Source organism: Bacillus sp. KICET-3 (assembly GCF_033261025.1).
Classification (GTDB): domain Bacteria; phylum Bacillota; class Bacilli; order Bacillales; family Bacillaceae; genus Bacillus; species Bacillus sonorensis.
The window spans coordinates 542,866-557,342 of the sequence record NZ_CP137345.1 but is presented as its reverse complement, the minus strand read 5'-3'; the positions used below and the strand labels follow the sequence as shown (position 1 = coordinate 557,342).

12 protein-coding genes are annotated in these 14,477 nt (G+C 48.6%); 6 read left to right on the top strand and 6 right to left on the bottom strand.

Annotated features, from left to right (window positions below; translation table 11 throughout):
* The first annotated feature begins 126 nt into the window (after positions 1 to 126).
* Both R5H20_RS02760 and R5H20_RS02755 read left to right on the top strand, forming a co-directional pair.
* Entirely contained in the window at positions 127 to 804 is a 678-nt protein-coding gene (locus R5H20_RS02760; RefSeq protein ID WP_040348452.1) for a GntR family transcriptional regulator, read from the top strand.
* A 14-nt stretch (positions 805 to 818) separates the two neighbouring features.
* Positions 819 to 1,802, top strand: a complete 984-nt coding sequence (locus R5H20_RS02755; RefSeq protein WP_006638709.1) for a glycerophosphodiester phosphodiesterase family protein — start codon at positions 819 to 821, stop codon at positions 1,800 to 1,802.
* Between the two features lie 29 nt (positions 1,803 to 1,831).
* Here the strand turns inward: R5H20_RS02755 and cobA are convergent, their stop codons facing one another.
* The 6 genes from cobA to nirB (R5H20_RS02725) form a co-directional block, all read right to left on the bottom strand.
* Positions 1,832 to 3,295, bottom strand: coding sequence for a uroporphyrinogen-III C-methyltransferase (gene cobA / locus R5H20_RS02750; protein ID WP_006638708.1), 1,464 nt, complete (start codon positions 3,293 to 3,295; stop codon positions 1,832 to 1,834).
* A gap of 33 nt (positions 3,296 to 3,328) precedes the next feature.
* A complete protein-coding gene (locus R5H20_RS02745; protein ID WP_155910130.1) occupies positions 3,329 to 3,493 on the bottom strand; it encodes a hypothetical protein in 165 nt (54 codons plus the stop codon).
* Positions 3,483 to 3,803, bottom strand: a complete 321-nt coding sequence (nirD, locus tag R5H20_RS02740; RefSeq protein ID WP_006638707.1) for a nitrite reductase small subunit NirD — start codon at positions 3,801 to 3,803, stop codon at positions 3,483 to 3,485. Before nirD ends, R5H20_RS02745 begins: the two co-directional genes overlap by 11 nt.
* Before the next feature lie 30 nt (positions 3,804 to 3,833).
* A complete protein-coding gene (gene nirB, locus R5H20_RS02735) occupies positions 3,834 to 6,254 on the bottom strand; it encodes a nitrite reductase large subunit NirB (protein ID WP_006638705.1) in 2,421 nt (806 codons plus the stop codon).
* Between the two features lie 114 nt (positions 6,255 to 6,368).
* On the bottom strand, positions 6,369 to 8,528 hold the full coding sequence (nasC, locus tag R5H20_RS02730; protein WP_006638704.1) for an assimilatory nitrate reductase catalytic subunit NasC: 2,160 nt from the start codon (positions 8,526 to 8,528) through the stop codon (positions 6,369 to 6,371).
* A gap of 1 nt (position 8,529) precedes the next feature.
* On the bottom strand, positions 8,530 to 10,845 hold the full coding sequence (gene nirB / locus R5H20_RS02725) for a nitrite reductase large subunit NirB (protein ID WP_006638703.1): 2,316 nt from the start codon (positions 10,843 to 10,845) through the stop codon (positions 8,530 to 8,532).
* Between the two features lie 212 nt (positions 10,846 to 11,057).
* Here nirB (R5H20_RS02725) and R5H20_RS02720 point away from each other — a divergent pair, with 212 nt between their 5' ends.
* The 4 genes from R5H20_RS02720 to R5H20_RS02705 all read left to right on the top strand — a co-directional run bounded on the left by R5H20_RS02720 (position 11,058) and on the right by R5H20_RS02705 (position 14,470).
* Positions 11,058 to 11,354 (top strand): hypothetical protein, encoded by a 297-nt coding sequence (locus R5H20_RS02720; protein WP_006638702.1) that lies wholly within the window; start codon positions 11,058 to 11,060, stop codon positions 11,352 to 11,354.
* 250 nt (positions 11,355 to 11,604) lie between these two features.
* The gene (locus R5H20_RS02715) at positions 11,605 to 12,177 is read left to right on the top strand and encodes a DeoR family transcriptional regulator (protein WP_006638701.1); all 573 of its coding nucleotides are present in this window, start codon (positions 11,605 to 11,607) and stop codon (positions 12,175 to 12,177) included.
* An 8-nt stretch (positions 12,178 to 12,185) separates the two neighbouring features.
* Positions 12,186 to 13,832 (top strand): copper resistance CopC/CopD family protein, encoded by a 1,647-nt coding sequence (locus R5H20_RS02710; protein WP_040348468.1) that lies wholly within the window; start codon positions 12,186 to 12,188, stop codon positions 13,830 to 13,832.
* A 2-nt stretch (positions 13,833 to 13,834) separates the two neighbouring features.
* Positions 13,835 to 14,470 (top strand): YcnI family copper-binding membrane protein, encoded by a 636-nt coding sequence (locus R5H20_RS02705; protein WP_006638699.1) that lies wholly within the window; start codon positions 13,835 to 13,837, stop codon positions 14,468 to 14,470.
* The last annotated feature ends 7 nt before the right edge of the window (positions 14,471 to 14,477 follow it).

The window sequence follows — 14,477 nt, the reverse complement described above, 5'->3', positions numbered from 1 at the left end:
GTTGGTAGCAGTCAATCTTTTTTGTCACAAAATGGTCAATTTTATGGTAAATTAAGGAGTGTTGTCATACCGATTGCTGTTCGGTTTGCCGGCCCTTTGACAGTAAAAATGAAAGAGGTGTTCATCGTGACTTTTTCAATCCAGCGTCCCGTCTCTTACCATGATCAGGTTCACCGCTATTTAAAAGATATGATTATAAAAGGAAGGTATCAGCCGGGCGAACGGATCTATGAATCTAAAATCGCCAAAGAACTGCAAGTGAGCCGCAGCCCTGTAAGGGAAGCCATTCGGACGCTTGAACAGGAAGGCCTGCTTATGATTGATGAGAAATCCAAAATTACAGTTTACGAGCCAACGCTGAAAGATTTGGAAGACATTTATCAGTGCCGGCAAGCGCTTGAATCTCTTGCCGTGTCTTTGGCAACCCAGTCTGCCAAAAAGGAAACGCTCGAGCTCATAGAAAGGACACTGCGCGAAGCAAACCGGGAATTTGAGCAAAACAGCTGCCAATCAGCTCAGGCTTTGCTCCATTTAAATACAAGGTTTCACGATTTGATTATTGAAGCCAGCCAAAACAGACGTCTGCAAAAGCAGCTGCATGATTTGCGGTCACTGACTTTTTTTTACCGAAGCAAAAATATTGAAAAACGTGAACGCTGCTTTGAGATCATCAGCCAGCATCAGGGCATTTACCGCAGCATGCAGCAAAGAGACGAAGCAAAAGCGGCAGAATTGATGAGAAGACATATTGAAGCAGATCTTTGCTATTTAAAAACGGTGCTGTTCGGCGAAAAAAGCGAATGAAGCAAGAGGGCATCATGAACACACGAAAAAAACGCTTGAAAAGGCGGGCCGCTATGATCTTTCTCATATTCATCGCCTTTATCTATTTCAATAATTCATCCTTTCTCACGAAAGAACGCGGCGGAAAACCGCTGCTCTTGGCGCATCGGGGGCTGTCGCAGACCTTTTACATGGAAGGCGTAACAAATGATACGTGCACAGCCCGGCGGATCCACAGGCCTGAACATGCTTATCTTGAGAATACACTGCCTTCAATGGAAGCTGCTTTTAAAGCCGGAGCCGATATCGTCGAGCTTGATATCAAACCGACAAAAGACGGACGTTTCGCCGTTTTTCATGATTGGACGCTCGATTGCCGGACAAACGGCACAGGGACGACAAACGACTATACAATGGCTGAACTGAAAACATTTGATATCGGCTACGGCTATACAGCCGACCAAGGAAAATCATATCCGTTCCGCGGCAAGGGCATTGGCCTGATGCCGTCGCTTGATGAAGTTCTGGCACATTTTCCGAACCGCTCCCTTCTCCTTCATATCAAAAGCAATGACCCAAACGAGGGGATTCAGCTTGCCAAAAAGCTTGCCGCACTCCCTCAGAAGCGGCTTGATCAGCTGACCGTGTACGGGGGAGACGAACCGGTTGCAGCTTTACAAAAGAAGCTGCCTGAGCTTCGGGTCATGTCAAAAGAAACCATGAAACACTGCCTCATTCCATATCTCGCCGGCGGCTGGACGGGATATATACCGAAAGCGTGCAAGCATACTCAATTGCATATTCCTGAAAACGTTGCGCCTTGGCTGTGGGGATGGCCTGACCGTTTTTTGAACAGGATGGATCGAGCAAATACGCGGGTGATTGTTACAGGAGACAGTGACGGTGATTTTTCAAGCGGCTTTGACGCGCCTGAAGACATCCAGCGTCTGCCGGATCATTATACAGGGGGGATTTGGACAAACCGGTTCGACAAGATTGCGCCCATATACGGCAAATAACCAAAAAAGCAGGGGAATCCCCTGCCATTTTATTTCGGCAACAAAACCTTTGCTGCGCTGTTTTTTAGGTCTTTTAAACAGGCTTCAAGCGAAACCGTTTCTTCCGGAGCGTGAACAAGCTTAAACCCGCGGTCTTTTGCGGCTTTTTCCGCCTCGCCGCTGAGACAGACCGCGTGAATGGAGTCTTTCGCCTTTTGCGGAGACATGCCGATGCTAACCGCCGCTTTCACAAAAAGATCGATGCATTGCTTTCCTGAAAATATGATGGCATCAATGGGGAATTCTTCGATTTCCCGTTTGATCATCGAGGTAAAACGGCTGTCGATCATGTGATCGTGAGTCACGAATGTCGCGGATTCCTGATATCGTTTGTCTTGGACCGCCCGGCGGCTGCCGATGACAAGGCATGATCCCGGATCAGGGATGTCTGTCTGCAAAAAGGCGGCGAATCCCCGCTCCTCAAGCGCTTCTTTAATAGATGGTGCACTCGCATAAAGCTGCCCCCGGATGTCTCTGATGTCGATCTTCAGGAACTTCAGACGGCTGAAAAGCTCTTGAACCGCTCTCCTTGAGGTGAACAACAGGCTGTCAAAACGGCCGATATTCCTTAATTGCCCATCATCTGACACCGTTTTTTGCGGTTTCCATTTCGGCCATTCAATGACTTCCGCACCCTGTTCCCGGAGCTCTTCTTTCGGCAGATTTTCTTCTTCTCCGCTTTGAACGGCCAGGATGTTCAGTCCGATTAATGGCTTATCTTCAAACCAGCTGTGCTGCCTGAAGGACACGATATCGCCGATCACGATGATGGCGGGATTTTTAATATGATGTTCTGTTATTTTTTTATGAATGTCCTGCAGCGTCGCTTTTACGCTTCGCTGTCTGCCCCATGTGCCCCATTGAATAACCATAACGGGAGCAAGGGGGGATTTTCCGTGTTTGATCAGCTGCTCGCATATATAAGCCAGGTTTTTGATGCCCATATAAAAAACGAGGGTTTGAACGCTTCTGGCAAGCCCTTCCCAGTCCATATCCGGTCTGCCTGTTTTATCATGGGCGGTGATGACGGCAAAAGAAGAAGCAAAATCGCGGTGAGTCACCGGCAGTCCCGCGTAAAGGGGCGCCGCGATTCCCGACGTAATGCCCGGCACCATTTCATACGGAATACCGTGCTCGCTGATGGCTGCTGCTTCTTCTCCGACTCTGCCGAAAACACTGGGGTCCCCGCCTTTCAGCCTGACGACATTGAGACCTTTCAAGCCATTTTCAATCAGGTGTGCATTGATTTCATCCTGTTTCATATAATGCCGGTTTGGAAGCTTTCCGCAATAGATGAATTCGCATGATGCTTTCGCATGCTCAAGCAGCCGGGCATTGACCAGCCTGTCATACAGAATGACGTCGGCTTTCTCGATCAAAGCCTTTCCCCTGAGTGTAATAAGTCCGGAGTCTCCAGGTCCGGCCCCTACAAAAAATACTTTCCCATTCCCCATCAACCGTCATCCTTCCATCTGCCGATTCTTCCTTTAGTGAATTAAAACTGAAGAGGACCGCGCAAACGCTATCCAATGAGGCTCGCGGTCAAATTTCTCATGTGCTCTTTTGTTGGCCGCGATGCCCGGCGTCATCAGCATGACATGAAGCCCGCTGCAGCGGATGTTTTCGTGTCTGCCTGGAGCCTCAATAAACAATAAACAGGTCCTCCCCGTCAACAACCGTTTCATACGTTTGAATGCAGCCGGTGTCAGGCTCTTGAACTTTTCCGTCTTCAAGACTGATCTTCCAATCGTGCATCGGACAGAATACAAATTTTCCGCTCACCATTCCTTCGGCAAGCACGCCTCCTTTGTGGGGGCAGCGGTTTTCAACCGCGCGGACGCTGCCGTTTGAAAGCTTGAAGACCGCAATTTCCTTATTATCGATAACCACTGTCTTTCCCAGCTGATCCGGCAAATCGCTGATTTTCGCGACGAATACCTTTGTTAAATCTTTGTTCACCATGTGAATTCCTCCTCAAAATGGTTTCCGATATTAAGATGTGACAACATTTTCAAACAATTGTTTCGTTGTCTTTTCATCTTCCAGAAAATCCTTCCACGGATCTTTGTGGATAGACAGCGCTTCATTCATACGTCCGTTTAATTCTTTCCGTTTTGCTTCATCATTTAATACGGATTGAACGTGGGACAAGCCGACCCGCTCGAGCCATGCGGAAGTACGCTCTAAATAGTTGGCCGTTTCCCTGTAATATTGAAGATAAGCGCCTGTGATTTCCATGACTTCTTCAGTCGTTTTGACTTTCATCAGCAGATCCCCGGCGCGCAGATGTGTACCGCCGTTTCCGCCGACATAGATCTCCCAGCCTCCGTCAATGCCGACGATGCCGACATCCTTAATACCGGACTCCGCACAGTTTCGCGGACATGCGGATACCGCCATTTTGATTTTATGAGGTGCGTAAAGGCCTTCGAATTTTTTCTCAAGCTCGATTCCGAGAGCCATGGAATCCTGTGTACCAAAGCGGCAGAATTGTTCACCCACACAGGTTTTAACTGTTCTGAGCGTTTTTCCGTAGGCAAATCCTGAAGGCATGTCAAGGTCTTTCCACACTCTCGGAAGGTCTTCTTTTTTGACGCCGATCAGATCGATCCGCTGACCTCCTGTCATTTTTACAAGAGGAATGTCGTATTTGTCGACAACATCAGCAATCCGGCGCAAATCGCTGGAATTGGTGACACCGCCGTACATCCGCGGAACGACGGAATATGTGCCGTCTTTTTGGATGTTGGCGTGCATCCGTTCGTTGACGAAGCGGGATTCCCTTTCATCTTCATATTCTTTCGGATTGATCATGCCGAGATAGTAGTTAAGCGCAGGGCGGCATTTTGAACAGCCTTCCTCCGTTTTCCAGCCGAGCACGTTCATGACTTCTCTTGTATGGGTGAGACCTTTTTCTTTAATGGCGGCAACTACTTCGTCTCTTGAAAGATCCGTACAGCCGCAGATTGCTTCTTTTTGCGCGGATGCGTCAAATTCCGATCCGAGCGTATGCTGAAGAATCTCCGCGACAAGAGGCTTACATCCTCCACAGGAACGTGACGCACCGGTGCATGCCTTGATTTCATCCGTTGATCTACATCCCTGCTCTTTGATCGCCTGCACGATCATTCCTTTTGAGACGCCGTTACATCCGCAAACGATCTCATCGTCGCTCATTGCAGCCGTAATGCTCATGCCTTCCTCCTGATTCAAAGGCTGCAGAATTGAAACTTTGGAAGTCTCAGTGACGTCCGCCCCTTTTTGAATCATGGAAAACAGCCTGTTGCCGTCGCTGCTGTCGCCGAACAGCACGGCTCCGATTATCTGGTTGCCGCGGAGAACGACTTTTTTATAGATGCCGTCCTGATCATCAAACACCTTGATCGCTTTTTTGCCCTCGTCATCATCCTCATTAAAATCGCCCGCGGAAAAGACCTCGACTCCCGAAACCTTTAATTGGGTCGATAAAACAGAACCTTCATACGGTCCGGTTTCAGCTCCGCAAATTTTCTTCGCAAGCACCTTTGCCTGTTCGTAAAGAGGGGCGACAAGCCCATAGGCGATTCCTCTATGTTCGGCGCATTCGCCGACAGCGTAAATATGTGGGTTTTTCGTCTGCATGTAGTCATCGACAATAATACCTCTGTTCACCGGAAGACCGCAGTCTTTTCCAAGCTGAGCGTTCGGCTTGATGCCGACGGCCATGACGACCAAATCCGCTTCCAGTGTTGAGCCGTCTTTAAATTTCAATCCTTCTACTCGTTCGTTCCCGTAAATTTCTTCCGTTTGTTTTTCAAGTAAAAACTTCATGCCCTGCTTTTCCAGTTCTTTTTGCAAAAGACGGCCTGCAGTCGCATCAAGCTGGCGCTCCATCAAGTATGGGGCGAGGTGAATCACGGTCACATCCATTCCCAGATTGAGGAGTCCGCGCGCGGCTTCAAGTCCCAACAGACCGCCGCCGATAACCGCCGCTTTTTTGTACGTTTTGGAAGCCTCAAGCATCACATCTGTATCCTTAATATCCCGGAAAGCCGTTACGCCTTCTTTATCCGCTCCAGGCAACGGCAGAATAAAAGGGAGAGAACCTGTCGCCAAAATCAGTTCATCATACGGCTGAATCCTGCCCGAATCCGTTGTCACGGTTTTGTTTTCAGGGTCGACTTTGATGACTTCTTCACCCGTATAAAGCTGAATGCCGTTTTCTTCATACCAGTTCCAATCATTTAATGTAATGTCTTTGATGTCCGTATCTCCCTGCAACACTTTGGAAAGAAGAATCCGGTTGTAGTTCGGATGGGGTTCATTTCCGAAAATCGTAATTTGAAATTGGTCGCTTGAAACTTTAAGAATTTCTTCAATGGCCCTTACCCCGGCCATTCCGTTCCCAACAAGAACGAGCTGCTTTTTTTCCACTATGATCCTCCCCTTTTTCATAACAATTCACACTATCGCTCAAAAGATGTATTTCATCTACATCTTTAAAACTATCACAAAATATATTTAATTTTGTAAACTTTTTATGACTTTTTATGACAATTTATTCACATTTTTGTCATAAAAGGGACTTATACGGACGGAACACACCTTAAAACCGGGCATTTGGCAAGTCGGATCCAAATCTTCAGCAACCAGTCTGTTCACATTTTGCGAATCGCCCCAATGCATCGGCACAAAAACAGTATCCGGCCTGATCGCTTCAGTCCATTTGCTTCTGACGACAATGCTTCCCCTTTTTGATTCGATTTTGACCAAAACACGGTCTTCAATTTTATATGTCGCGGCGGTTTTCGGATGGATTTCCATAAAAGATTCAAAGTGTCTGGCCGCGAGCGCTGCGCTCTTTCTTGTCTGCACACCTGTTAAATAGTGTGGCATCACTCTTCCCGTCGTTAAATATAAAGGATACTCTTCTGTCGGCCGGTCCTTTTTGACGGCAGGCTCATTTGGGACGACGCACATGTCCGCTTTTTTATCCGGATGGGCGAATTCCGCTTCAAACAGGCGCGCTGTACCTGGATGCCCCTGTTCTGGACAGGGCCACAAAATGCCGCCTTCCTTTTTGAGGCGCTCATATGTGATCCCGGAATAATCTGCGATTCCCCCGCGGCTCGCTTTCCTTAATTCATTGAAAATCTCCTCGGCAGACTCATATGAGAAAAAACGGCCTTTGCCGAGCGCGCCCGCAATATCACAAATGATTTTCCAATCGTGCCTGACTTCGCCCGGACACGGTTTTGACGCTTCCCTCAGCATCACCCTGCCTTCCACGTTCGTCATTGTGCCTTCATCTTCAAGATAGGATGAAGCCGGCAAAATGACGTCGGCAAGCCTTGCCGTTTCTGATATAAACAAATCGATCACTGCAAAGAACTTCAATTTTTTCAAAGCCGCTTTGACAAAATTGGCGTTCGGATTGGATACGACAGGGTTTGAGCACATCAGAAACAGCCCTGTTATCTCTCCTTCATGAACCTTTTTGATCATCTCATAAGCGGAAACGCCTTTTCGCGGCAGCTCCTCGGCCGAAATTCCCCAGACATCCGCAATATAAGCGCGGTCTTCTTCATTTTCAATCGAACGATACCCCGGCAGCTGATCAGCTTTCTGGCCGTGTTCTCTCGCTCCCTGTCCGTTCCCCTGGCCTGTGATGGCTCCGTACCCGCAGGCAAATTTTCCGATTTTGCCAACTGATATTAGAATATTCAGTAAATTCCTGACAGCAGCGGTCCCATCTGTCTGCTGCTCGACGCCTCTCGCGGTAAACAGCATCCCCGTTTCTTCCCGGGCGAATTTTACAGCCGCTTTTCTGATCTGTTCTATCGGCACGCCCGTCCGGCCGGATATCTCTTCAAGGCTTAAGGTTGTGACATAGCGCTCGATTTCTTCAAAGCCGGATGTCCTCTGTTTGATGAACGACTCATCTATCAGCCCCTCTTCGATGATGATTTTCAGCATGTCGTTTGCAAGGGCCGCATCTGTTCCGGGCTTTACTTTCAGATGAAGGTCGGCGATGCGGGCAGTGGCCGTTTCACGCGGATCAATCACGATAATGTAAGCCCCGTTTTCCTTTGCCTCTTCAAAATACGGCATGATGGTCGGCTGGCATTCAGCGATATTCGATCCCGCAAGCATGATCACCCTGGCATGGGGAACCTCACTGAGCGCGTTCGTGAACCCGCGGTCCATTCCAAACGTTTGATTTGCCGCTGTCGCCGCAGCCGACATACAGAGCCTTCCATTGTAGTCAATATGCCTCGTTTTTAATGCGACACGGGCGAATTTTCCTAGCAGATAGGCCTCTTCGTTTGTGATTGAGGCGCTCCCGTAAACCCCTACTGCGTCATGTCCGTCTTCCTGCTGGATGCTCACGACTTGTTCTTTGATGAATTGAAGCGCCTCTTCCCACGATACACGGACAAATTCGCCGTTTTTTTTCAGCAGCGGATGAGTGATTCGCTCCTGGTGAAGCGCATGCTGATGGGCATTCATGCCTTTCATGCATAAGCGGCCCTTTGTCGTCGGATTCTCTTTTCCGACAGCGATATACTTCTTTCTCGTCACAACCGTTTGTTCGATCAGCTGCATTTTGCATTGCATGCTGCAAAAAGGACATTGTGTGTCATACGTCTTCTCTGATTGCACCTCTTTTTGCTTTGTGCGAAAGTATTTCAGCAGTAATTCTGTCACATCACATCAGCCCTTTTATCATTTCTTGCTCTGGCAGCCGGCTTTCTTCCTCAAGCCGCTCCATCAGCTGCCTGCGAAGTTCGTCATCAAATAAAACTTCCCTGACATGAATGAGGCCGGCGCGTTCGATCCATTGTCCGACCTGTTCGAGGTAATTCGCCGTTTCCCGATAATACTGGAGAAAACCTTTGATATATTCTCCGGCTTCTTCCAGTGTGCCGGCAACTGAAAGCAGCTCTCCGGCCCGGGCGTTTTGACCGCCCTGGCCGCCGGCGTACAGCTCCCATCCCCCGACCGCCTTCACGATTCCGATGTCCCTTACGGCTGCTAAGGCACAGTCATCCACGCATGCGGAGATCGCGATATCGATCTTTGCCGGCATTAACAGGGAGTCTGTATGTTTCTCCAGTTCGGCTGCCGCAGCTTGCACAGATTCCTGATGGCTGCACGGACATGTTTTGATCGGGGCGATCGCCTGCTTTTTCCGGGGGAAGACCGGCATATGCAGTTCTTCTTTTATATGCTGCAACTCGTCGCGCCTGATTCCCGAAAGCTGCAATCTCTGGTCATGCGTCAGGACAGCCTGCGGTATTTGGTATTTTTCCATGACATCCGCGATCCTTCTCAGCTCATCTTTATTTGTCAGCCCTCCGTACATTTGCGGAACAAGTGTGCACATGCCATCTTCCTGCTCCGTTTCCTCAAATGGGGTGGCCGCTTTTATGTCCGGCCTGATCATCCTTAAATAATAATCGATCGCCGGCACACAGACAGAGCATCCGCTTGTTTTGTTCCAGCCCAATGCAGAGATGACGTCCTGAACAGAAGAAAGCTGTCTCATCTGGATTTCCTGAACGACTTCATCTTCGGTTAATACAGTGCACGGGCACATCGTGTTTGCGCCTGCAGGCTCTTGATGGCTTCGTTCCGCAGTGTGGATCAGCAGCTCCTCGATGATCGGTCTGCACCCTCCGCAGGAGCCGGAAGCTTTTGTACAGCGCTTCACATCCTCGGCCGTTTTCAAATGATGGCGTTGCACGGCTTCGATGATCGCTCCTTTTGATACCGCATTGCATTGGCAGATCGTTTCTCCCAGCGGCATCGAAGCGACCGCGCTTTCTGCGCCCGATTGAAAAAAATCTTTTTTCACAACTGTGATATCCCTTTGTTTGACAATGCTATCCAGCAAGTTTTGCTTGTTTGCAATATCTCCGTACAACATCACGCCAACCATTTTATCTGCCTGAAACATCGCTTTTTTATAAATTCCCGCCGATTCGTCTATAAGTTGAATGGCTGTTGTCGTATCATCCTCTTTGATTTTCCCTGCTGAAAATACGTCGACTCCCGCAATTTTCAGTGTTGCCGATTGAACAGAGCCCCGGTACCGGCCGCATTCCAAGCCGCAAATGTGCTTGGCCAGCACCCGTCCCTGCTCATATAAAGGCTTGATCAGCCCGTATACGACTCCGTTATGTTCAGCGCATTCCCCGACAGCATAAACATTCGGAACGTTTGTCTGCATATGATCGTTGACGATAATGGCCCGGTTCACAGCGAGCCCGCTCCCCTTTGCCAGCTCTATATTCGGCCTGACACCGGCAGCCATCACAATCAGATCAGCCCGCATCTCCGTCCCGTCTTGGAAACGTACCCCTTCTGCGCGGGATTTCCCCAAAACGGCGTTTGTGTCTTTTTCTAAAAGAAAACGGATGCCCTGCCGTTCAAGCTCGCGCTGCAGCATGGCTGATGCGGCCGGATCAAGCTGATTTTGCATGATATGGGAAGAATGATGGATCACTGCAACCTCCATTCCAAGATTCACCAAGCCTCTCGCCGCTTCAAGCCCGAGGATTCCCCCGCCAATGACGGCCGCTTGATGAAAACGCTTTGAAGCGTCTATGAATGCCCGGCAATCTTCAATCGTCCGAAAACCGTATACCCCTTCTTTGTCTGCACCCGGAACCGGAAGGATAAACGGGGAAGACCCCGTGGCGATAATCAGCTTGTCATATGCCAATTCACGGTTTTTGTCCGTTGATACCGTCTGTTTATGCGTATCAATGTTGACAGCCGTTTCCCCCGTATAAAGAGTAATCCCGTGCTCTTCATACCATTTGCGGCTGTTCAGCGTAATATCCTTCAAGTTCGTTTCGCCCTGCAGGACGGAAGATAACAAAATGCGATTGTAATTTGGATGGGGCTCACTGCCGATAATGACAATATCAAACGCATGCCCGCCATGTTTTAAAATTTCTTCTATCGTACGAACCCCCGCCATGCCGTTTCCTATGAGAATCAGCTTTTGTTTCCCCATATTCTCCCTCCCCTCTGCTGCAGTTCCGATTTTATCATTTCACATCGCTGCACTAAAGCGTTCAAACCTGTTACATTTCCTTACAAATTATTTTAAGATCAGTCCTCGTCTCGATTTAGCTCTAATCTCCCAATATACTTTTTTTGTAATTTTTCAGGTTCGTACACGAATATGAATGACCGTAGTCTTAAATGTGGAAAGGAGTATGTCTGATGTATTATTACTATTATCCTTACGGGGTTCAACAGACGGAGCCGCAATGGGGGTGGGAAGATCAGCGGCAAGGGCGGTTCAGACAATACGTGGGAACATTTGTCAGCGCTACAGTAGAAGGGTTGATCACGACTGAAACACGCATTTTCATTCACAGGTCAACAATGCGGGGAGGGAGAGAGAACGTGACGATCGTGTTTCCCAGAAGAGAGGGCGGAACATGCACCATACGCTCTGCCACAGTCCCGGCTCGGCGCATTACGGTAATCTCCGGCAGAGACTGGGAGAATTCATGAGCGAAAGTAACATATCCTCAATTTTTCCGGATGTAACAGCACTCAGATAGGATTATTCCTTTTGCCGGCAAAAGTGTACAGCGAGATTCTTTCACGATTGAAATGGAAAATGCGATGTACACTTTTTGGTCGAATGTTTCAATTTGTTACTGTTCAACATTATTTCACATTTTTTATCATATTCGCGCTTGTTTCTTTCCCTTTCATCTAATAGGCTTATACATATAGGAATAAAGAATGGAGGGGGAGAATGTTACCGATCAAACGGAGGCAGCAAATTTTATCATGGATCAAAGAAGAGGAAACGCTTCGTATTTCAGATATTTCAAAAAGGCTTAACGTCTCGGAAATGACGGTATACCGCGATATTAAACCGCTGATTGATAACGGACAGGTCATCAAAACAGCCGGCGGAATCGCCTTGAATCGGCCGAAGCAGCAGCCTGGACAAATGTGTTCAGTTTGCGGAAAAGGACTGAATCCGAGACTTTCCGTGCAAATCGTCAAAACTGACAGTCTCATTGAACAGTTTTGCTGCGCCCACTGCGCAATGCTCCGCTATGAAAAAATCAAGAATGATACAGCACAGATCATTTGCAGGGATTTTTTAGTCGACACGACGATCAGTGCAAAAATGGCCGTTTTTCTGCTTGATGCGGAGATTCATCTGAATTGCTGCAGACCGCAGGCAATCCCATTTGCCTCGGTCACAGACGCAGAGAAATTTAAAAAGGGATTTGGCGGAAGGCTTTTTTCCTTTGAAGATGCGGCACATGAAATTCAAAAAACCATGAAAGAAAACTGCTGCAGCCTGAAAACATGAAAGATTGGATGAATGCTATGAAAAAAGCAACAATCTGGGCGGTACTGGCCGTTCTTTGTCTCGTCCTGATGCCCAAAGCAGCTTTTGCGCACGCTTATATCGTCAATTCAACACCTGCCCAAAACCAGGAATTGAAAAAAGCGCCTGTCCAAATCAAGATCGAGTTTAACGAAGCGATTCAGGAAGGGTTCCACTCCATCACGGTCAGAAACTCTTCCGGGGAACGGGTTGATTCAGGCGAAGCGCAGATCGATCCGAAAAACGCAAAAATCCTGACGGCAAAGCTGGACAAAAAGCTGAAGAACGATATCTACACGGCTGAATGGAGGGTCGTATCGGCAGACGGCCATCCGGTCTCAGGGACGATTCCTTTCAGCGTCGGAAACATTCAAGGCGGATTGCCGAAAGACCAGGGAAGCGCCTCTGCCGACCTGCCGAAAGCGGATACGGTGATCGAACGCGTCTTGCTTTATACGGGCTTTTCCCTCTTTATGGGATCGATTCTTTTTCAGCTTGTTTGGTATCGTCCGAAAAACAGCTGGGCTGAAAGGATGCGCAGCCGTCTTCAGCGGATCATAAAGCTCGCCCTTGTCATGATCGGCGCGGCCATCGTCATCCAGCTCCCGCTTCAGACCAAAGCAAACGCGGGCGTCTCTTGGGCGGAAGCTTTTCAGCCCGCTCTTTTGAAAGAAACGCTGCTGCGAACAACAGGGGGAGCGCTTTGGCTGGCCAGCATCGGCTTGATTGTTTTGCTTGCTGTTTGTTCGCGAAAAACCGGACGGACGGAAAATATACTCAAAATCATCTTTTTTGCCGGACTTTTGCTGGCAAAATCACTCTCCGGCCACGCCGCATCGACGAGCTACAGCTATATGACGGCAGCCATGGATTTCATCCATTTGGCGGCGGCTTCTGTATGGACAGGTGGGCTTGCAGCGCTTGTGCTGTTTTTCGGAAGGGACTGGCTGAAGCCGGATAAAGGCCATATTTGGGAGGCGATTCGGCGCTTTTCTCCATGGGCGCTTGGTTCAGCCGGGCTGCTCGTATTTTCCGGGCTGTTAAACAGCTTTTTCATTGTCCACACAATGGATAATCTGTTTCAGACCAATTATGGAAAAGCACTGCTGATCAAATCAGCACTCGTCCTGCTGATGATTGGATTTGGTGCGCTCCACTATTTCCGCTTCAGAAAAAAACCGGAACACTCGCGCGGGAACACGATCAGAGCCGAATGGGCGATCGGACTGCTCATTCTTGTCACAACGGCCGTTTTCACCAACATTCCGAGTCCTCCGGCACCGCTTCCGCAGCCGTTTAATGAAACAAAGCAGCTTGCGGACGGAGAAACCCTTTCTTTAAGGATCAGTCCGAACATGCCCGGCTCAAACACGTTTGAAGTGGTTGTCAGGAACCGGAATGGAGACGTAATCACCGATATCCAGAAAATCGAATTGACGGTTTCGAAAACCGGGATTTTCGGCGATAACAAGGAAAGCACTTTCACCCTTTCTAAAAAAGAAAAGGGCGTTTTCCAGACGAAAAATTTACATTTGAACGAAGAAGGCATCTGGAAAATCCGGGTTCATGGATTAACAGCGTCATTTGATGAAATCAGAACGGTTTTTAATGCCAAAATCAATAAAAAGGAGTCTTGATGATGTTGAAACGAAATATGTTTTTTTTAAGCGCCGTTTTTGCAGCGCTTCTGCTTATCACCGTGCCTGTCAGCGCCCACGTAACCGTAAAGCCGGATGAATCTGCGGCTGGGTCGTGGGAAACATACACAATCAAAGTGCCTGTGGAAAAAAATATGGCAACGACAAAAGTCGTCCTCAGCATGCCGGACGGTGTTGAATTTCAGCAGTATGAACCGGTTCCCGGCTGGAAAACAAGTACGGAAACCGCCAAAAATGGAAACGTCACAAGGGTGACATGGGAAGCTGCGAACGGAGGCATCAAGCCGGGCGAATTCCAGCAGTTTACCTTCACGGCGAAAAACCCCGACAAAGAACAGAAAGCCGCATGGGATGCCTACCAATATTATAAAGACGGAAGCATTGTCGAATGGACAGGTGATGAAAACGCCGATACGCCGCACTCAATCACAAACATAGTCGATGCTTCCAAACTCGGCAGCAAAACGGTTGATGAACACGGTGCGACAAAAAAAGAGGCACCGGCTGAAGCCCAGGGCAATTCAGGCATTCAAACCGCATCTCTGATTTTGTCAATCCTTGCCGTCCTGCTTGGAGGAGCCGCCCTGCTCATGGCAGTGCGCAGAAAAAAATCATAATCATGCA

Excerpts from the sequence above, each read along its gene's own strand:
- R5H20_RS02755 (WP_006638709.1), top strand. The coding sequence starts at position 819 with ATGAACACACGAAAAAAACGCTTGAAAAGGCGGGCCGCTATGATCTTT.
- cobA (WP_006638708.1), bottom strand. The coding sequence starts at position 3,295 with ATGGGGAATGGGAAAGTATTTTTTGTAGGGGCCGGACCTGGAGACTCC.
- nirD (WP_006638707.1), bottom strand. The coding sequence starts at position 3,803 with ATGGTGAACAAAGATTTAACAAAGGTATTCGTCGCGAAAATCAGCGAT.
- nirB (WP_006638703.1), bottom strand. The coding sequence starts at position 10,845 with ATGGGGAAACAAAAGCTGATTCTCATAGGAAACGGCATGGCGGGGGTT.
- R5H20_RS02720 (WP_006638702.1), top strand. The coding sequence starts at position 11,058 with ATGTATTATTACTATTATCCTTACGGGGTTCAACAGACGGAGCCGCAA.
- R5H20_RS02715 (WP_006638701.1), top strand. The coding sequence starts at position 11,605 with ATGTTACCGATCAAACGGAGGCAGCAAATTTTATCATGGATCAAAGAA.
- R5H20_RS02710 (WP_040348468.1), top strand. The coding sequence starts at position 12,186 with ATGAATGCTATGAAAAAAGCAACAATCTGGGCGGTACTGGCCGTTCTT.
- R5H20_RS02705 (WP_006638699.1), top strand. The coding sequence starts at position 13,835 with ATGTTGAAACGAAATATGTTTTTTTTAAGCGCCGTTTTTGCAGCGCTT.